The following is a 17,799-nucleotide window of genomic DNA, read 5'->3' as shown; positions in this document are numbered from 1 at the left end:
GCAACCCCTGACGGGCACGCGACGGCCTCTGGCCTGCGCCCGGGGTCAGACCCCTGCCGAGTGCGACAGCCGTTCGACGGGGAGTTCACCCTCCGCGTACCGGCGGCGCAGCTCCTTCTTGTCGAACTTGCCCACGCTGGTCTTCGGGATCTCCGGCAGGGACGTCCAGCGTTCCGGGAGCTGCCAGCGGGCGACGCACGCACCGAGGTGGGCGTGCAGACCGGTGTAGTCGCCCGGGGCGCCCGGGTCCGCGGCCCAGACCACCACCGCGAGCGGGCGCTCGTCCCAGCGGTCGTCCGGGACACCGATCACCGCCGCCTCCCGGACCGCCGGGTGGGCCATCAGATGGTTCTCCAGCTCGACCGAGGAGATCCACTCACCGCCCGACTTGATGACGTCCTTCGCCCGGTCCGTCAGGCGCAGATAACCGTCGGACGTGAGCGTGCCCAGGTCCCCGGTGCGCAGCCAGCCGCCGTTGAACTTGTCGGCCGGTGCCCCGACGAGGTGGTAGGAGCCGGTGACCCAGGGACCGCGGACCTCGACCTCCCCCACGGTCGCACCGTCGTCCGGCAGAACGGTGCCGTCCTCGCCCGTGAGGCGCAGCTCGACCCCCGCGGGCGGACGGCCCGCCGTGGAGCGGTAGAGCATCGCGCCTTCCGGGGAACGCACATGGTGCGGCGCCCTCGCGACCGTACCGAGCGGTGAGGTCTCGGTCATGCCCCAGGCGGCGACGACCCGTACCCCGTGGCGCTCCTCGAAGCCGGTCATCAGCGAGGGCGGGCAGGCGGCACCGCCGACCAGGACCTCGCGCAGGGAGGAGACATCCCCGCCGTGCGTGTCGAGGTGGGCCAGGAGCGCGGCCCAGACGGTCGGGACCGCGCCCGCGGTGTGCGGCTTCTCGGTGGCGATGAACTCGGCCAGGGGCTCGGCCTGGAGATGCGGACCGGGGAGGAGGAGGGAGGCGCCGGCCATGAAGGCGGCGTACGGCAATCCCCAGGCCATGGCGTGGAACATCGGAACGACCGCCAGAGCGCGTCGCGTGTCGTCCAGACAGAGGGCCTCCGGCATGCACACCTGCATGGAGTGCAGGTAGACCGAACGGTGCGAGTAGACAACTCCCTTGGGGTCGCCGGTGGTTCCGGAGGTGTAGCACATCGCCGCGGCCGTGTCCTCGTCGATGTCCGGCCACTCGAAACCGTCGGGTGCCCCGGCGAGCAGTTCCTCGTAGCCGTGGACCCGCACACCGGGAAGGTCGGGCAGCGGTCCCCCGCCCACGACGACGACGTGTTCGAGATCGGGAAGTCCGGGCAGCAGCGGGGCGATCAGCGGCACCAGGCTCGCGTCCGCGAGGACGACACGGTCCTCGGCGTGACGGGCGATGTGACTCAGCTGATCGGCGGGCAGCCGCAGATTGAGCGTGTGGAGCACCGCGCCCATGGACGGGACGGCGAGATACGCCTCCAGGTGCTCCTGGTTGTTCCACATCAGGGTGGCCACCCGCTGGTCGCCGGTGATGCCGAGGCCGCGCAGTGCCGCGGCCAGTTTCGTCGCACGGTGGGCGACCTCGGCATAGGTGGCGCGCCGGGCCGCCGCACCCGTCCAGGTGACCGCCTCGCTGCGGCCGTGCACCGTGGCGCCGTGGCGCAACAGGGTGGTCACGGTCAGGGGATGACGCTGCATGGTGCTGAGCACAGGGGTCTCCTGGAGAACGGGAAGAGCGGCTTCTGGGCGGACGCACATGGCAGCACCGCGGCGTCGCGGCCGCGAGGGCCGGCGCGTGATCGGTTGCCGGGTACCAAGCAGTCGGGTGCCGTGTTGTGCGCCGTGCACAGTGGCGCGAGGCAATTACGGTCGGGGGTCTCCCTTTTCCGGCCAGGTCGTGCCACTCTCACCGGCCATGGAGCCGATGGCGTTGTCACCCCGCACATCCGGTGCACCGCCCGTCGGCGTGCCTCTGCTCATCGAGGAGGTACGGGACGAGCTGCGGAGCCGGTTCGAGCCGGCGGCCGACCGGCTGGCCGCGCAGATCCTCGCCGAGGACCCCGCGTACGCCAGGCTGATCGGCCGGAAGGAGCTGGGCGACCGGATCCACCGCAACCTGTGCCAGGCGCTGAGCGGGATCGCCCAGGCGGCGCGGGAACAGCCGGTGGACCTCCACGACGCGATGAGCACCGGGAGCCGCCGCGTCGAACAGGGGCTGCCGCTCGCCTCCCTGCTGCAGAGCTACCGCCGGGGCGGCAGGCTGCTCTGGGAGACGATGTACGAGGTGGTCGCCGAGCGCTTCCCCGCCGCTCTGCCCACCCTGCTGCCCGCCGCCGCGGTCGTCTGGGACGTCCTGGAACAGATCACCGACGCGGTCGCCGAGTCCTACCGGCAGGCCGAGGCGGCCCGCGCTGCGCGGGACCGGGAGCGGCGCCACTCACTCCTCGACGCCCTGCTGGACGGCTCGGGGGTGGCCGCCGGGCTGGCCTCCGAGGCCGCCGCCCGGCTGGGGCTCCCCGAGCGCGGCCGCTACGCCGTCATCGTCCTGCGCACGGCCCCCGGCGCGCTGCCGCCCTCGTCCGACCCCGGCCCCGAGCCGCTGTCCGGTCCGCGCATCCTCTGGCGGATCAGGGCGGACGGCGAGACCGGTCTGGTGCCCCTGGGGAGCGGCAGCCCGGAGGACCTCCGCGAGCTGCTGGCCGGGTACGACGTACGGGCCGGGGTCAGCCCGGTCGTGGGTTCCCTGGCCGACCTCGGGCGGGCGCGCTGGCTGGCCGAACTGGCCCTGCGGACCTGGCGGCCCGGCGCGGCGTCGGTCGTACTGCTCGACGAGCGCCTGCCCGAGGCCTTGATCGCGGCCCAGTCGGACCTGGCCGGACGGCTGCGTACGGTGGTGCTGGGACGGGTGCTCGCGCTGCCCGCCGAGGAGTGCGGCACCCTGCTGAGCACGCTCGGCGTCTGGCTGCGGGCCGGGGGCTCCTCGGCCGTCGCGGCCGAGCGTCTGTACTGCCACCGCAACACGGTCTCCAACCGGCTGCGCCGTCTGGAGCAGCTCACCGGGCGGACCCTCACCGACCCCGCCGGTGCGGTCGAGCTGTCACTCGCGTTGGCGGCCGTGGAGCAGTTCGGCGCGCGCTGAGCCTCAGGTCCGCCCGGCCGGGGGAGTCAGCCGACGGGGCGTCCCTCGGTGGCGGCCGGGCGCTCGAACTGGGTGCGGTGCAGCTCCTCGTACCGGCCTCGGGCGGCCAGCAGTTCGGCGTGCGTACCGCGTTCCACGACCCGGCCCTCCTCGATGACCAGGATCAGATCGGCGGCCCGGACGGTCGACAGCCGGTGGGCGATCACCACGGCTGTCCGGCCCGCCAGCGCTTCTGCCAGCGCTTCCTGGACCGCCGCCTCCGAGGTGGAGTCGAGATGGGCGGTCGCCTCGTCGAGGATGACCACCCGCTGCCGGGCCAGCAGCAGCCGGGCGATGGTCAGCCGCTGCCGTTCACCGCCCGAGAGCCGGTACCCGCGCTCGCCCACCACCGTGTCCAGGCCTTCGGGCAGGGAGGCGACGAGCCCGTCGAGCCGTGACCTGCGCAGCGCGTCCCAGATGTCCTCCTCGGTGGCCCCGGGGCGGGCGAGCAGCAGGTTGGCGCGTACGGACTCGTGGAACAGATGCCCGTCCTGGGTGACCATGCCGAGCGTTTCCCGGATCGAGTCGGCGCTCAGATCGCGTACGTCGACGCCGTTCAGCCGTACGGAACCGGAGTCCGCGTCGTACAGCCGGGGCAGCAGCTGGGCGATGGTGGACTTGCCCGCCCCCGAGGAGCCGACCAGGGCGATCATCCGGCCGGGCTCGGCGCGGAAGGAGACGTCGTGCAGGACTTCGGTGCCGCCGCGGTTGTCGAGCGTCGCGACCTCTTCGAGGGAGGCGAGAGAGACCTTGTCGGCGGAGGGGTAGCCGAAGGAGACCCCGTCGAACTCCACCGAGACCGGCCCTTCCGGCACCCGGCGGGCGTCCGGCTTCTCCTCGATCAGGGGCTTGAGGTCCAGGATCTCGAAGACCCGCTCGAAGCTCACCAGCGCGCTCATCACCTCGACCCGGGCACCGGCCAGCGAGGTCAGCGGGGCGTACAGCCGCGTCAGCAGCAGGGCGAGGGCCACGACGGCGCCCGGTTCCAGGCTGCCGCGCAGGGCGTAGAAGCCGCCGAGCCCGTAGACCAGGGCGAGGGCCAGGGCGGAGACCAGGGTGAGGGCGGTGATGAACGTGGACTGCGCCACGGCCGTACGGATACCGATGTCCCGCACCCGGCCGGCCCGTGCGGCGAATTCCGCGGACTCATCGGCGGGGCGCCCGAACAGCTTGATGAGGGTCGCGCCGGGTGCGGAGAACCGCTCGGTCATCCGGGTGCCCATGGTGGCGTTGTGACCGGCGGCCTCGCGCTGAAGTGCCGCCATCCTGGCCCCCATCCGGCGGGCGGGCACGACGAACACCGGCAGCAGGACCAGAGCGAGAAGGGTGATCTGCCAGGAGATGCTGAGCATCACGACGAGGGTCAGCAGCAGCGTGACGACGTTGGAGACGACGCCGGAGAGCGTGTTGCTGAAGGCGCGCTGGGCGCCGATCACGTCATTGTTGAGCCGGCTGACGAGCGCACCGGTCCGGGTCCTGGTGAAGAAGGCGACCGGCATCCTCTGCACGTGGTCGAAGACCGCGGTACGCAGATCGAGGATCAGCCCCTCGCCGAGCGTGGCCGACAGCCATCGGGTGAGCAGGCCGAGTCCGGCCTCGGCCACCGCGATGGCGGCGATCAGCAGCGCGAGCCGGGTGACCCTGCCGGAGTCCCGGCCCTCCACGATCGCGTCGACCACCTGCCCCGCGAGCACCGGTGTGGCCACCGCGAGCAGCGCGGTCACCACGCTGAGCAGCAGGAAGCGGTTCAGCCGGCCGCGGTGCGGCCGGGCGAAGGCCATGATGCGTCCCAGGGTGGCCCGGGAGAAGGGCCGCCGGTCCTGCTGGGCGGTCATCGCGCTGTGCATCGATGTCCATGCCGTGACTTCCATGTCCATGGGGTGCTCCGGAATCTGGTGGCCGACGTGCGGATCCCGCCGACCGTACGGCCTCGGGTACGAACAGCACGCTAGGACCTCAGGCAAGGTTGAGGTCAACCGGGCGCGCGGCGGAGGGCCGTCCCGTACCCTCTGGGCGCATGACGATGGAACACCGCGTGCGGGTACGTGAGTTGGGTGTCGAGCTGACCGGCGAGCCGGGACCATGGAACGCGATCACCGATGTGCCGGGTGTCGAGGTCGGCTATGTGACCCTGGTCGAGGGCGACGGCGTACGGACGGGAGTGACCGCGATCCTGCCGCGCGGCCGGGGCGGTGTGGGCGTGCCCTGCTCGGCCGGGTGGCACTCCTTCAACGGCAACGGCGAGATGACCGGCACCGCGTGGATCGAGGAGAGCGGCTCGCTCGCCGTGCCGGTCGTCATCACCAACACGTACGCGGTCGGGCCGGTGCACCGCGGGGTCATCGAGTGGGTGCGCGCCAACTGCCGCGGCATGGCGCCCGAATGGCTGCTTCCCGTGGTCACCGAGACCTGGGACGGGCACCTCAACGACATCCACGGTGCGGCCGTGGGACCCGGCCACGCGGCGGCGGCGATCGACGCGGCGGCGGCGGGACCGGTAGAGGAGGGCTGTGTCGGCGGCGGTACGGGGATGCGCTGCTACGGCTTCAAGGGCGGCTCGGGCACGGCGTCCCGGGTGGTGGAGTACGGCGCGGACCGCTACACGGTCGGCGCGTTCGTCCAGGCGAACTTCGGCGCACGGCGGGAACTGGTGATGGCAGGGGTACCGGTGGGACGCGAACTGACCGACCCCGCGGGCGGAGCGGCGGACGCCGCCGCAGTGGGGGACGGGGAGCGCCCGGTGCCGCCCGGGGCGGGCTCGGTGATCGTCGTGGTGGCGACCGACGCCCCGCTGCTGCCGGGCCAGTGCAAGGCCCTGGCCCGGCGGGTGTCACTGGGCCTGGCCCGCACGGGAACCACCGGCAGCCACTTCTCCGGAGACATCTTCCTGGCCTTCTCCACGGCCAACCGGGGAGCGCTGACCAGTACGTTCCCCGAGACGGACGGGCCCGCGGGTGCGCCGTACGAGTCTTTGCGCTTCGTGCCGTGGGGGCGGATGGACCCCTTTTACGAGGCGGTCGTCGAGTCCGTCGAGGAGGCGGTGCTCAATGTGCTCACCGGAGCCCGCGCGATGACCGGCCGCGACGGCCACCATGTGCCCGCGCTCCCGCTGGACCGGGTCGGCGCGCTGCTGGCGGCACGGGCGCGCTGAGGGAGGGGCCGAAGGGCACGGGGGTGCGGGGGCTCCGGGCGCCGCGCGGGCGGCGTCCGGGCCCGGGGCGCCGTAGCGTGGCCCGGAAGCGACCGATACGCGAGTCCGGGCCCGGGGTGACGCCATGTGCTGGAGTGCGACCGCCGACCTGGTGGCGGGCACGGGCATCGCGGTGATCGGCGTCGCCGCCGTCGCGGGCACCCGACGCGCCCGCGATCTGCCGCTGGCCGCGCTGCCCCTGCTGCTCGGGGCCCACCAGATCATCGAGTCGGTGGTCTGGCGCTCCGACGGAGGGACCGGCCCGGCCACCGTCGCCTGGGCGGTCGTCGCGCTCCCGCTGCTGGCCGTGTGGGTGCCCCTCGGCGTGTACTGCGCGGCGCGGCACCGGGTCCGCACGCGGCTGCTGGTGCCGCTCGCGGCCGGAGCCGTCACCGCCGTGTTCCTCGGGTACGCCCTCGCCGCCCGTCCGGTGACGGCCGAGGTCCGGGGCCACACCCTCGGATACGTACTCGACCTGCCGCACCCGCAGTGGCTGATCGCGGGCTATCTCCTCGCCACCGTGGGCTCGCTGCTGCTGTCGGGCGACCGTCGCCTGGTCCTCCTGGGGGTGCTCGTCGCGGTCGGTGCGGCGGTCTGCGCGGCGCTGTGGCGGCTGGAGTTCATCTCCACGTGGTGCGCGTTCGCGGCGGTGTGCTCCGTCGTCCTGTTCGACTGGGCCCGGCGGCGCCCGCGGGCCGTCGCCGGGGGCCGGGCCGGCGCGGTGAGCGGCGGCTGACCGCGCACGGCCGGATCGGCGGGGCGGAACGGTCATGCGGTGCTGGCATGATCAAGGGATGGACGAGTGCATCATCGCCGCGTGTGACGGGGCGTCGAAGGGTAATCCCGGGCCGGCCGCCTGGGCGTGGGTCGTGGCCGACGGGCAGGGGCGGCCGGAGCGCTGGGAGGCGGGCCCGCTGGGCACCGCCACCAACAACGTCGCGGAGCTGACCGCACTGCGGGAGCTGCTGGAGTCGACCGATCCCTCGGTACCGACCGAGGTGCGGATGGATTCCCAGTACGCGATGAACGCCGTGACGAAGTGGCTGCCGGGCTGGAAGCGCAACGGCTGGAAGACCTCGGGCGGCAAGCCGGTCGCCAACCGGGACCTGGTGACGCGCATCGATGAGCTGCTGAGCGGCCGGAACGTGACCTTTCGCTATGTGCCCGCCCATCAGGTGGACGGGGACCCGCTGAACGCGCTCGCCGACCAGGCCGCCAGTGAGGCCGCGGTGTCGCAGCGGGCGGCGGGCACGGCGCACGGTTCCGCGGAACTGCCGGTTCCGGCTCCGGCCAGGGCGGTCAAGGGGCGGTCGGAGGCGTCGGGCGGCGGGACGGCGCGGGAGGCGACGGGGGCTTCGCGCGCGGGGCGTTCCACCGGCACGATCCGGGCCCGATTCGCGGGCCGGTGCCACTGCGGAAAGCCGTACGCGGCCAAGGAGATGATCGCGAAGAACCCGAACGGCTGGGGCCATCCGGAGTGCCGGACCGCCGCGGGCTGACCGGTACGGGAGGGCGGGACGGGTCCTGCCCCGTGGGAATCGACCGGTCTGATCCACCGGTGGATTCCGCCGGACCGCCGTCCGCGAACAGCCACCGGTGCGCGCCTGGCCGGGGCGAGCCGATCCGGTGGGCGGCGGAGTGCGGCGCGGTGAGGGCGGTGCGGTCCGATCGCGTGATCAGATGTCGGCCCAGACCAGCCGGCCCGCCAGGGCGGCGCGTGTTCCCCACCGCGCCGCCAGCGCGTCCACCAGCAGCAGGCCCCTGCCGTCCTCGGACAGCGCGGCGATCTCGGCTCCGGGGCCGGAGTCGCCGCTCGCGTCGGGCGCGTCCGTCGCGGGCGCACCGGGTGCTGGCCCCGCCAGGCCCCCGGGTGGGGTCGGAGCCGGGATGTGGGCCCGGCCCCGGTTCCACACACAGATCCGCACCCCGTCCGCCGAGCGGAGCAATCGGCAGCGAATCCGCCGGGTACTGGTGTGCTGGACGGCGTTGGCGACCAGTTCGGTCACTATCAGCGCCGCGGCCTCGACGCGGTCCGCGGGTTCTCCCCACGCCCGCATCGCCTCCTGCACGCGGTGGCGGGCATCCGGAACGCCTTTGGCGATGCGGGGGACCCACCAGCTGTGCGCCCTCGGGCCGCCCGAATCATCTGGAGCGCGTTTCGCGCAACTGACTATTTCCGACATGTATGTACTCTCGGTGCAAAGCGCATACTTTGCAAGCGACAGAATGTGCACCGCGCTCCACATCGGGGCCCCAGCGAGGAAGGTACGAGCATGCGACCCCGATCCGGTCCCACCGTGGAGCACCGCGTCCTGGCCGTACGGCTCCGGCTGCTGCGGGAGCGGGCGGGTATCAGCCTGCAGGCCGCCGCCGAGGCGCTGGACGCCCACCCGGCCACGGTGCGGCGCATCGAACGGGCCGAGACCGGGCTGGACGCCCGGCAGGTCGGAGAACTCCTGGACTGCTACGGGGTCCCGCCCGCGGTCGCCGAGCCGATCATGGCCGGTCTCGGAGCGGCGAACCTGCCCGGATGGTGGCATCGGTGGCGGGACGCGATGGAGACCTGGCAGCAGGACGTCATCGGCGTCGAATCCTCCGCCAGCCTCGTACGGACCTGGCACCCCGCCCTCGTACCGGAACTGCTGCGTACGCCCGCGTACGCCGCCGCCCTGTACCGGACGCAGTACCCCGACGACACGCCCGCCCAGCTGGACCGGCGCGTCGAGCTGCTGCGGGAGCGCCAGCGCCGCCTGCGTGAGCGGGGCGCCGCGCTGTGGGCGCTGATGCCCGCCGCCGCCCTGCACACCACGGTCGGCGACCGCGCTGTCATGGACGAACAGCGCGAGAGGCTGACCGAGGCCGCGCACCGGCCGCACCTCACCGTGCAGGTGGTGCCGCTCGACCATCCGCCGCACGCCATGACCGGCGTGCCGCCCCTGCATCTGCTGCGGGTGCCCGCCCCCGAGATCGGTGACCAGGCCGTGCTGGAGACCCCCGGCGTCCGGGTGGACATCGTCGACGACCCGGAGACCGTGATGAACCACCGCATCCGGCTCGACGCGGCGTGTGCGGCCGCCCCGCACCCCGGCATCCCGCTGCCCGGGAACTGAGCCCGGCCCCGGCCCTCCCCGCGCCCCGCGGAGCCTCCGTGACACCCCCGCCGGACCGGGATGGCGGTGCGGGCCGGTGCCGGACAGGGTGGGGGAGTGGTGCAGCAGCGCAGAGCCCAGTGGATCCCCGTCGGGGTCATCGTGCTGGCCGTGGTGGTCGACCTCGTGACCCCGACCGCGGTGACCTCCGCACCGCTGCTCGTGGTGGCACCCGTCTCCGCCGCACCGCTGCTGGGGCTCCGGGGCATCATCGCGGTGGGCGTGGCCTCGATGGCCGTTCACGCGGCGCTCGCCCAGGTCGACAGGACGTTCGGCTGGCAGCGGGGGGTGGCCAACCAGCTCACCCTTCTGGCCGTAACCGTGCTCGCGGTCTTCATCCACCGCACCCTGGAGGGCCAGCACGCGACGACCCGGCGCGCCCGTCAGGTCGCCGAGGTGGCCCAGCGCGCCGTGCTGCCCAGGCCCCCGTCGCGCCTGGGTGACCTGCTGATCGCGGCGCGGTACGTGCCCGCCGAGGACGAGGCCATGATCGGCGGCGACCTCTACGTCGTCCAGGACACGCCGTACGGCACCCGCGTCATGGTCGGGGACGTGCGCGGCAAGGGGCTCGGTGCCGTGAGCGCGGTCTCCGCCGACCTGGGAGCCTTCCGGTTCGCCGCGGACGAGGCGGAGGACCTGCCCGGCCTGGTGAGATCCCTGGAACAGGCGCTGCTGCGGGAGGGCGAGCGGCGGGGCGGCCAGGAGCAGGAGGAGGGGTTCACCACGGCCCTGATCGCGGAGTTCGCCGCGGACCTCACCTCCGTACGCGTCGTCAACCGCGGACATCCGGCGCCCGTGCTCCTGGACGCGCGGGGGGCCGCCACCGTGCTGGAACCGTCGCAGGCGGCACCGCCGCTGGGGATGGGCGCGCTGGGAGCCTGGACGACCCCCGTCGACACCTTTCCCTTTCCGCCCGGTGCGACCCTGGTGTGCTTCACGGACGGCGTCACCGAGGCCCGGGACGGCACCGGAACGTTCTACGACCCCGCCGAACGCCTGCCGGTCCTGGTCCGGCACCGCGCGCTCGTCGGCGACCCGGCCACCCCGGCGCAGATCCTGCAGGCCCTGATCGAGGACGTCGGACGCCACACCGGCGGTCGCGCCCAGGACGACCAGGCACTTCTCGCCCTGCACCGCCCCCGGCACTGACCGGGACCGGGCCGCCCGTGCGGATGCCGCCGCCCCGTTCGTGGTTTCAGGCGCCCGTTGTCGGTCACCCGCACCGGTACGGACCGAGCAGAACCTAAACCCGAACCCCGGGAGTGAGTCACATGGAGAACTGGCGCATGGGCGCGGCCTGCCGCGAGGAGGACCCCGATCTGTTCTTCCCCATCGGGAGCACGGGCCCGGCGCTCGTGCAGACGGCGGACGCCAAGGCGGTGTGCGCGAGCTGCCCCGTACGGGAGCCGTGCCTGCGCTGGGCTCTGGAGAACGGCCAGGATTCCGGCGTCTGGGGCGGTCTGGGCGAGGACGAGAGGCGCGCCCTGAAGCGCCGTACCCGCCGGCGCGCCAGGGAGAACGGCTGACCGCCGCCACACGGACACCCGCGACACCGGCATCCCGGCCGGTCGGCCGCCCACGGGGCGCGGCGGGGCCCGCAGGGTGCACGATGAACCATGGACACCACCGTTTGGCTTCTCCTCGGCGCTCTCGTCGCACTGCTCACCCTGGGCGTGGCGGCGGTACTCCTGGTCCGGGTCATCAGGGCCAGGAACCTGCTGCGGGACGCGGGGATCCCGCTGCGCGACAAGGCGCTGGTCTGGGCGGCGGTGATCTACACGGTGTCCCCGGTGGACCTGCTGCCGGACCCCGTCTACCTCGACGACATCGGGTTCCTGATGCTGGCCCTGCGCGCACTGCACGCCGCCGCCGCGGACCGGACGGGAGCGGTGCCGGCCGCCCTCCGGAAGCGGGGGAGCCGCCGGGGACCTGTCAGGACGGAAGTGCCCGCCCCCGGCCCGGCCGGCAGCTGATGTGACGATTCGTCAGCACGGGGACGGTGCCGGCCCGATCATCCGGTCGGCACCACCCGAGTGCGGTCCCTCAGGGGTTACTTGAGATACGGTCCCGCCGTCCCGGTCTTCCCCGGGGCGGCGTTCCTTCCGCCGAGGTCGAGGACGTACACGCGCAGGTTGCCCTTGCCCGGTGCCGGGACGGCGGGCGTGCCGCCCGTCACGACCCGGGTGTCACCGGTGACGGCGTCCCGGCAGGTGCCGTCGGGGATACCGGTGTACGTCGCGCTGCCGGATGCCGTCACCAGGGCGAAACTGTCGGTGCCGCTCGCGGTGTCGGTGTAGCGGCGCTTGTACGCCATCGACCCGGTGATGCCCTCGGTGGAGTACTGGCCCATCTGGAGCGCGGGCACCGCCCGGCGGATCTCGTTGAGCCGCTGGAGATGCCTGGCCAGCGGTTTGGCCAGGGTGTCGGCGACCGCTCCGGTCGCGGAGGTGACCCTGCCGAAGCCGGACACCTCCACCTCGCCGGCGAGATGGTCGCCGAAGCAGGCGCGTCCGGTGGTCGCCAGCGGGCAGGAGGGCCCGCAGTCGATCTTCCTGCCCGCCTGGAATTCGATCTCCGATCCGTAGCACAGGGTGGGGATGCCGCGGAACGTACACATCAGGGACAAAACGGCGGTTCCAGGTCGTCCGGGGAATGTGCACGGCCGTGTCGACCCGGAAGCCGTCGACCCCCATGCCGATGTACTTGTCGTAGGCGCCGATCAGACAGTTCTGGACGGGCGCGCTCTCGGTGTTGAAGTCGGCGAGGTCCTCGTGGAGCCGGCAGCTGCGCGAGTCCTCGCCCTCCCAGTTCCCGATCCAGCATTTGTGGTAGTAGGCCTTGGGAAACATGCCCGAAGTGGGGTCGGGTCACTGGCAGTTGTAGATCCGGTACCCCTCGGGTGAGGAACTCCCGGTGGGTTTGCCCCAGTTGAGACAGGTGTTGCCCGACGGCTCGGCCATGGAACACGGATCGCCGTTGTAGTAGAACTTCCCGGACTTCGGCTCGACCGTCAGGCCGTCGTACTCGAACCCCTCGTCGCGCTCGTCGTAGGACCAGCTCCATTGGGTGCCCCGCACCCCGTAGGTCTTCGAGGTGAACGGTCCCTCGGCGCCCCAGCGCGACGAGTGGTTGTGGACGACGTCCTGGTAGATCTTCATGCCCTTGGCGTGGGCCGCGTTGATCAGGTCCTGGTGCGAGGCGCCCGCGGACTCCAGTCGGGGGTCGACCCGGTAGAAGTCGTAGCCGTGGTAGTCGTAGTCGGACCGGTTCAGGACCACCGGGGTGATCCAGACGGCGGAGAAGCCGAGGCCCTTGATGTGGTCGAACTTGTTAACGAGGCCCTTGAAGTCGCCGCGGAACATGGGGTCGTCATTGGCGGCTTTGCCGGACTTCTCGTGCTGGCTTCCGCCCCGGTTGTCGCCGCTGTCGCCGTCGTCGAAGCGGGCGGTCAGCACGAAGCAGACCGGGTCCTTGCGCGGGTCGGTGCTCCACGAGCACCGGCGTGGACCCCGCCGGAGAACCCTGGCGCGCCTCGGGGTTCGGGCGGGCAGCGCGTTCCGTCAGCAAAGGCTGTCAGAACCTTTCCGCAATCTCTTGTGGGAGGGAGTTGCCGGTGCATGACATGGGCGTAAAGGTTCCGGCGGGGCGGTGTGCGGCCGGAGCGAGGAATGGCGCGACGCACGCCGGTGTTGCCACCGTCATGACGTTCTCTGTTGACGTGGCCGTCCGGGGCTACGAGCTCGACACCCAGGGCCACCTGAACCAGGCCGTGTATCTGCAGTACGCGGAACACGCGCGCTGGGAACTGCTGCGCGCCGCCGGACTGCCGCAGGAGAAGCTGCTGGCGAGTGGAGTGGGGCCGGTGCAGCTCGAAGTGCGGGTGAGGTATCTGCGGGAGCTGCGGGGCGGTGAACGGGTCCGGGTGACCTGCCGTTTCGACTACGGCACCGGAAAGACGTTCACCCTGGCGCAGCAGATCATCAAGGAGGACGGCACGGTCGCCGCCGAGATCTCGGGAGTGGCGGGCGTGCTCGATCTGACGGCCCGCAAGCTCGTCGACGACCCGAAGGGGCGGCTGGCCGCACTGGCCGGCAATCCGGACCTGCTCACCGGCTGAACGGACGCCGGGGGGAACGGGCAAGGGGCACCGGCGCCCAAGGGGGCGCGCGCCCTTCGTTTCTGCTGATCCGGGCTCCGCGCGCCCGCACGGGGCGGGATTCAACCGGGCAGGCGGAGCGGGCTGTTGGATGTACCGATGGCGCCGCACCGCCCGCCGCCACCCACCTCCCGCGCAGCGGCCGGGGCGGCGCCGGTGGACGCTCCGACCGGCTCGCGAGGTTCATGACACGGGGCGCGCAAATGCACTCGCCTGCGCGGCGAGCACCCCCTGTGTGCCCTGTCGCTCCGTCAGGTCCCCCTCTGATCGGTTGATTACCGAGTGTGTGTGACATGTTCCCATGGGTTATGGGGGAGGTAGCCGGGGTCTGTTTCCGGGCCCGGAGGCGGCACACCCCTGAACGCCCCGAACCGGTCATTGGGAGAACCTCGGTGGAGAACATGGAATCCGTACGGAGCTGTCCGTTCGACTATGCCCAGCAACTGGATTTCGATCCCCAGCTCCGGGAGCTGCTGACCGAAGCGCCGGTCTCCCGCATCCGCATGGCATACGGAGAGGGCGAGGCCTGGCTCGTCACCCGCTACGAGGATGTCCGGACGGTCACCACCGACCGGCGCTTCAGCCGCAGCGCGGTCCTCGGCCGCGACTTCCCGAGAATGACTCCGGAACCCATCGTCCAGGCGGAATCCATCAACCTGATGGACCCGCCCGACAGCAGCCGCCTGCGGAGCCTGGTCGCCAAGAGCTTCACCCCGCGCCGCGTGGACCACATCCGCCACCGGACCCAGCGCATCGTGGACCAGCTCCTCCAGGACATGGAGGACAGCGGCTCCCCGGCCGACTTCGTGGCCGGAGTGTCCGCACCGCTGCCGCTGATCACCATCTGCGAGGCGCTCGACATCCCCGAGGCGGACCGTCCATGGCTCCGCGCCCACGCCCTGACCATGATGAACACCGGTGCCGCGGGGAAGGACGACGCGGTACGCGCCAAGGCCGAACTGCGCGCGTACTTCGCCGAACTGACCGCCGACCGGCGCCGCTCACCCGGCGAGGACCTCATCAGCACACTGGCCACGGCCAGGGACGGCGCCGAACTGCTCGACGACAACGAACTGGCCGTCATGGCCATGGTGCTGCTCATCACCGGGCAGGACACCACGACGTACCAACTCGGCAACATCGCCTACACACTGCTCACCAGGCCCGCGCTCCTGGAGTCGCTCCGGGCGGCTCCGGAACTGCTGCCCCGCACCCTGGAGGAGCTCCTGCGGTACATCCCGTTCCGCAAGGGGGTCGGCATCCCGCGGATCGCCACCGAGGACGTGGAGCTCAGCGGGGTCCTCATCCGGGCCGGCGATGTGGTCCATGTGTCCTACCTGACCGCGAACCGGGACGACAGGAAGTTCGAACGCCCCGACGAACTGGACCCGGACCGGCCGTCCATCCCGCACATGACATTCGGCTGGGGCGCGCACCACTGCCTGGGTGCGCCGCTCGCCACGATGGAACTGGAAGTGGCCTTCTCATCGCTGCTGACCCGATTCCCGGCCCTGAGCCTCGACGTACCGCCCGAGGATGTCGAGTGGAACACGACCTCCATCTGGCGCTATCCGCTCGCCCTGCCCGTCACGTGGTGACGAGAGCCTCCGCATCACAGAACGAGGAGAACCCATGGCGACTCTGTGCCGGCCGGCCATCGCTGTGCCCGAACATGTCATCACGATGCAGCAGACCCTCGACCTGGCGAGGGAGACGCACGCCGACCACCCGCAGCGCGCCCTCGTCCTGAGGCTCATCCAGAACACCGGTGTGCAGACCCGCCACCTCGTCCAGCCGATCGAGGAGACCCTGCGGCACCCCGGATTCGAGGTGCGCAACAGGCTCTACGAGGCGGAGGCGAAGCGCCGCGTCCCCGAAGTCGTCCGGGGGGCCCTCGCCAACGCCGAACTGGAGCCCGCCGAGATCGACCTGATCGTCTATGTGTCCTGCACGGGCTTCATGATGCCCTCGCTGACGGCATGGCTGATCAACTCGATGGGCTTCCGCTCCGAGACCCGGCAGCTCCCCATCGCCCAGCTCGGCTGCGCCGCGGGCGGCGCGGCGATCAACCGCGCACACGACTTCTGCCTCGCCTACCCGCGGTCCAACGTCCTGATCGTGTCCTGCGAGTTCTGCTCGCTGTGCTACCAGCCCACCGACATCGGCGTCGGATCGCTGCTCTCCAACGGGCTGTTCGGAGACGCCGTCTCGGCGGCCGTGGTCCGCGGACAGGGCGGCAGCGGCATGCGCCTGGAGCGCAACGGCTCCCATCTGGTGCCCGACACCGAGGACTGGATCTCCTACGCGGTACGTGACACGGGATTCCACTTCCAGCTGGACAAGCGGGTGCCCGGCACCATGGAGATGCTCGCGCCCGTCCTCCTGGATCTCGTCGACCGGCACGGCTGGACGGTCCCGGCCATGGACTTCTTCATCGTGCACGCCGGTGGACCGCGCATCCTCGACGACCTCTGCCACTTCCTGAACCTGCCGCCGGAGATGTTCCGCTACAGCCGGGCCACACTCACCGAACGGGGCAACATCGCCAGTTCGGTCGTCTTCGACGCACTCGGGCGGCTGTTCGCGGACGGCGGTCCGGCGGAATCCGCCCAGGGGCTGATCGCCGGGTTCGGCCCCGGCATCACGGCAGAGGTGGCCGTCGGCCGCTGGGGCAGGCATACGGAACCCTCCCTGGAGGGCGACCGCAAGGACCAGGACCTCGCGCCGAGCGTTGCGCTGTCCGGCTGATACCGCTAAGGCACCCCCGGGGTGGGGACGAAGGGACGGGTGTTCGTGCTTCGCAGAACCGTCCCTTCCCTTCCCTGAACGATCCCCCCACCCCGAGGAGAACGCATGCGCCTGCGCGCCCGCTGGACACCGGCCGCTCTGCTGCTGATCGTCCCCCTGATCGGCACCACCGAGGCCACCGCGGACACCGGACCGGGTGGTGTCCCGGTGCGGCAGTCCGCCAGGGCCGTCCCCGGTCAGTACATCGTCACCCTTGAGCCCGGACTGTCGACGGACACCGTCCTGCGGCAGTTCGGGCTCAGCGCGATGTTCACCTACGGTGATATCGCCCGCGGCTTCGCCGCCACGCTCACCCCCGGCCAGCTCAGCGCGGTGCGCGCCTTTCCCGGCGTCCGCTCCGTCGAGGAGAACGGCGAGGTCGCCGTCGTACCCACGACCTCCGCCGCCGGGACGGGCGGACTGCGGACCTCCGCCGCGACCTGGGGCCAGGACCGGATCGACCAGCGGCTGCTGCCGCTGGACGACACCTTCACCACGGCCGCCACGGGCCGGGGAGTGACCGCGTACGTCCTCGACACCGGGATCGAGACCGGGCACAGCGAGTTCGGCGGCCGCGCGGTCAGCGGGTTCGACGCCGTCGCGGACGGCCGGGACGGTCAGGACTGCAACGGCCACGGCACCCATGTGGCGGGCACGGTCGGCGGAGCGACGTACGGCGTCGCCCCGTCCGTCTCGCTCGTCGGTGTGCGGGTGCTCGACTGCCAGGGCCAGGGCACCTGGGCCGGGATCCTCGCGGGGCTCGACTGGGTGGTCAAGGACGTCGCCGCCTCCGGGCGTCCCGCCGTACTGAACGCCTCGCTCGGCGGGGAGAAGTCGCAGACGGTCGACGACGCGATCGACGCCGTCGCCGAGGCGGGCGTGCTGCCCGTCGTCGCGGCGGGCAACGACAACGCGGATGCCTGCGACGTATCCCCGGCCGGCGCAGGCCGCGTGGTGACCGTGGGCGCGACCGACGACGGGGACCGGCAGACCGCGTTCAGCAACTGGGGCACCTGCCTGGAGCTGTACGCCCCGGGGCAGGGCATCGTCTCGGCCGGGCTCGGCGGCGGCTCCGTCGCCCTCGACGGCACCTCCATGGCGAGTCCGCACGTCGCCGGAGTCGCCGCACTCCAGAAGGAGGCGGACCCGACGGTGAGTCCCGAGACCCTGGCGAAGCGGCTGGCCGACGAGGCGACGCCGGGCGTGCTGACGTCGCTGAGCCCGGGTTCGCCGGACCGGCTGCTGTACACCGGTGGACTCTGACGGTCCTCCCGTACACCGCCCGTATCGCCTGCCGTACGCCGCCCGGACCCGGTCCGGGCGGCGTACGGCAGGATCGCGGGGGAGCGGGGGCTGC

The 17,799-nt window shown here is 72.1% G+C and carries 15 protein-coding genes and 1 pseudogene; 12 read left to right on the top strand and 4 right to left on the bottom strand.

Translation table 11 applies throughout. The features are described 5' to 3' along the window. Positions 1 to 45: 45 nt before the first annotated feature. Positions 46 to 1,692 carry a fatty acid--CoA ligase gene (locus tag OHA98_RS24055; RefSeq protein ID WP_266928817.1) on the bottom strand — a complete coding sequence of 549 codons (1,647 nt, stop codon included), beginning with the start codon at positions 1,690 to 1,692 and terminating at the stop codon, positions 46 to 48. Positions 1,693 to 1,906: 214 nt separating this feature from the next. Between OHA98_RS24055 and OHA98_RS24050 the strand changes: the two genes are divergently transcribed. Further along, a complete protein-coding gene (locus OHA98_RS24050; protein WP_266928816.1) occupies positions 1,907 to 3,121 on the top strand; it encodes a CdaR family transcriptional regulator in 1,215 nt (404 codons plus the stop codon). Positions 3,122 to 3,147: 26 nt separating this feature from the next. Here the strand turns inward: OHA98_RS24050 and OHA98_RS24045 are convergent, their stop codons facing one another. Beyond that, positions 3,148 to 5,037, bottom strand: coding sequence for an ABC transporter ATP-binding protein (locus tag OHA98_RS24045; protein WP_266928815.1), 1,890 nt, complete (start codon positions 5,035 to 5,037; stop codon positions 3,148 to 3,150). Between the two features lie 140 nt (positions 5,038 to 5,177). On the opposite strand from OHA98_RS24045, the gene OHA98_RS24040 reads away from it, so the two are divergent. From OHA98_RS24040 to OHA98_RS24030, 3 genes are all read left to right on the top strand, one after another. Beyond that, positions 5,178 to 6,311, top strand: coding sequence for a P1 family peptidase (locus OHA98_RS24040; RefSeq protein ID WP_266928814.1), 1,134 nt, complete (start codon positions 5,178 to 5,180; stop codon positions 6,309 to 6,311). A gap of 124 nt (positions 6,312 to 6,435) precedes the next feature. Then, complete coding sequence (locus tag OHA98_RS24035) at positions 6,436 to 7,086, top strand: DUF6629 family protein (protein WP_266928813.1); 651 nt, start codon at positions 6,436 to 6,438, stop codon at positions 7,084 to 7,086. 58 nt (positions 7,087 to 7,144) lie between these two features. Further along, positions 7,145 to 7,849, top strand: a complete 705-nt coding sequence (locus OHA98_RS24030; protein WP_266928812.1) for a ribonuclease H — start codon at positions 7,145 to 7,147, stop codon at positions 7,847 to 7,849. A gap of 177 nt (positions 7,850 to 8,026) precedes the next feature. Here the strand turns inward: OHA98_RS24030 and OHA98_RS24025 are convergent, their stop codons facing one another. Continuing rightward, complete coding sequence (locus OHA98_RS24025; RefSeq protein ID WP_266930880.1) at positions 8,027 to 8,452, bottom strand: ATP-binding protein; 426 nt, start codon at positions 8,450 to 8,452, stop codon at positions 8,027 to 8,029. A gap of 171 nt (positions 8,453 to 8,623) precedes the next feature. On the opposite strand from OHA98_RS24025, the gene OHA98_RS24020 reads away from it, so the two are divergent. From OHA98_RS24020 to OHA98_RS24005, 4 genes are all read left to right on the top strand, one after another. Beyond that, positions 8,624 to 9,460, top strand: coding sequence for a helix-turn-helix transcriptional regulator (locus tag OHA98_RS24020; RefSeq protein WP_266928811.1), 837 nt, complete (start codon positions 8,624 to 8,626; stop codon positions 9,458 to 9,460). A gap of 96 nt (positions 9,461 to 9,556) precedes the next feature. Next, positions 9,557 to 10,648, top strand: coding sequence for a PP2C family protein-serine/threonine phosphatase (locus OHA98_RS24015; protein WP_266928810.1), 1,092 nt, complete (start codon positions 9,557 to 9,559; stop codon positions 10,646 to 10,648). 122 nt (positions 10,649 to 10,770) lie between these two features. Continuing rightward, the gene (locus OHA98_RS24010; protein WP_266928809.1) at positions 10,771 to 11,025 is read left to right on the top strand and encodes a WhiB family transcriptional regulator; all 255 of its coding nucleotides are present in this window, start codon (positions 10,771 to 10,773) and stop codon (positions 11,023 to 11,025) included. A gap of 90 nt (positions 11,026 to 11,115) precedes the next feature. After that, a complete protein-coding gene (locus tag OHA98_RS24005; RefSeq protein ID WP_266928808.1) occupies positions 11,116 to 11,472 on the top strand; it encodes a YkvA family protein in 357 nt (118 codons plus the stop codon). A gap of 77 nt (positions 11,473 to 11,549) precedes the next feature. Here OHA98_RS24005 and OHA98_RS24000 read toward each other — a convergent pair. Further along, positions 11,550 to 12,984 (bottom strand): annotated as a pseudogene (locus OHA98_RS24000) (alpha-amylase family glycosyl hydrolase); the annotation flags it as partial. 215 nt (positions 12,985 to 13,199) lie between these two features. On the opposite strand from OHA98_RS24000, the gene OHA98_RS23995 reads away from it, so the two are divergent. The 4 genes from OHA98_RS23995 to OHA98_RS23980 all read left to right on the top strand — a co-directional run bounded on the left by OHA98_RS23995 (position 13,200) and on the right by OHA98_RS23980 (position 17,705). Then, positions 13,200 to 13,616, top strand: coding sequence for a thioesterase family protein (locus tag OHA98_RS23995; protein ID WP_266928807.1), 417 nt, complete (start codon positions 13,200 to 13,202; stop codon positions 13,614 to 13,616). Between the two features lie 440 nt (positions 13,617 to 14,056). Then, positions 14,057 to 15,253, top strand: coding sequence for a cytochrome P450 (locus OHA98_RS23990; protein WP_266930879.1), 1,197 nt, complete (start codon positions 14,057 to 14,059; stop codon positions 15,251 to 15,253). Further along, positions 15,192 to 16,403 carry a type III polyketide synthase gene (locus tag OHA98_RS23985; protein ID WP_266928806.1) on the top strand — a complete coding sequence of 404 codons (1,212 nt, stop codon included), beginning with the start codon at positions 15,192 to 15,194 and terminating at the stop codon, positions 16,401 to 16,403. The genes OHA98_RS23990 and OHA98_RS23985 overlap by 62 nt, the downstream gene beginning before the upstream one ends. A 105-nt stretch (positions 16,404 to 16,508) precedes the next feature. Further along, positions 16,509 to 17,705 (top strand): S8 family peptidase, encoded by a 1,197-nt coding sequence (locus OHA98_RS23980; protein ID WP_266928805.1) that lies wholly within the window; start codon positions 16,509 to 16,511, stop codon positions 17,703 to 17,705. Positions 17,706 to 17,799: the final 94 nt, after the last annotated feature.

The sequence above is a fragment of the Streptomyces sp. NBC_00654 genome, from assembly GCF_026341775.1.
Classification (GTDB): Bacteria; Actinomycetota; Actinomycetes; order Streptomycetales; family Streptomycetaceae; genus Streptomyces.
The sequence above is the reverse complement of the archived record's forward strand: the minus strand, read 5'-3'. Positions and strand labels throughout refer to the sequence as shown.

Excerpts from the sequence above, each read along its gene's own strand:
- OHA98_RS24005 (WP_266928808.1), top strand. The coding sequence starts at position 11,116 with ATGGACACCACCGTTTGGCTTCTCCTCGGCGCTCTCGTCGCACTGCTC.
- OHA98_RS24045 (WP_266928815.1), bottom strand. The coding sequence starts at position 5,037 with ATGGACATGGAAGTCACGGCATGGACATCGATGCACAGCGCGATGACC.
- OHA98_RS24050 (WP_266928816.1), top strand. The coding sequence starts at position 1,907 with ATGGCGTTGTCACCCCGCACATCCGGTGCACCGCCCGTCGGCGTGCCT.
- OHA98_RS24035 (WP_266928813.1), top strand. The coding sequence starts at position 6,436 with ATGTGCTGGAGTGCGACCGCCGACCTGGTGGCGGGCACGGGCATCGCG.
- OHA98_RS23985 (WP_266928806.1), top strand. The coding sequence starts at position 15,192 with ATGTCGAGTGGAACACGACCTCCATCTGGCGCTATCCGCTCGCCCTGC.
- OHA98_RS24040 (WP_266928814.1), top strand. The coding sequence starts at position 5,178 with ATGACGATGGAACACCGCGTGCGGGTACGTGAGTTGGGTGTCGAGCTG.
- OHA98_RS24010 (WP_266928809.1), top strand. The coding sequence starts at position 10,771 with ATGGAGAACTGGCGCATGGGCGCGGCCTGCCGCGAGGAGGACCCCGAT.
- OHA98_RS23995 (WP_266928807.1), top strand. The coding sequence starts at position 13,200 with ATGACGTTCTCTGTTGACGTGGCCGTCCGGGGCTACGAGCTCGACACC.
- OHA98_RS24030 (WP_266928812.1), top strand. The coding sequence starts at position 7,145 with ATGGACGAGTGCATCATCGCCGCGTGTGACGGGGCGTCGAAGGGTAAT.
- OHA98_RS23980 (WP_266928805.1), top strand. The coding sequence starts at position 16,509 with ATGCGCCTGCGCGCCCGCTGGACACCGGCCGCTCTGCTGCTGATCGTC.
- OHA98_RS23990 (WP_266930879.1), top strand. The coding sequence starts at position 14,057 with ATGGAATCCGTACGGAGCTGTCCGTTCGACTATGCCCAGCAACTGGAT.
- OHA98_RS24020 (WP_266928811.1), top strand. The coding sequence starts at position 8,624 with ATGCGACCCCGATCCGGTCCCACCGTGGAGCACCGCGTCCTGGCCGTA.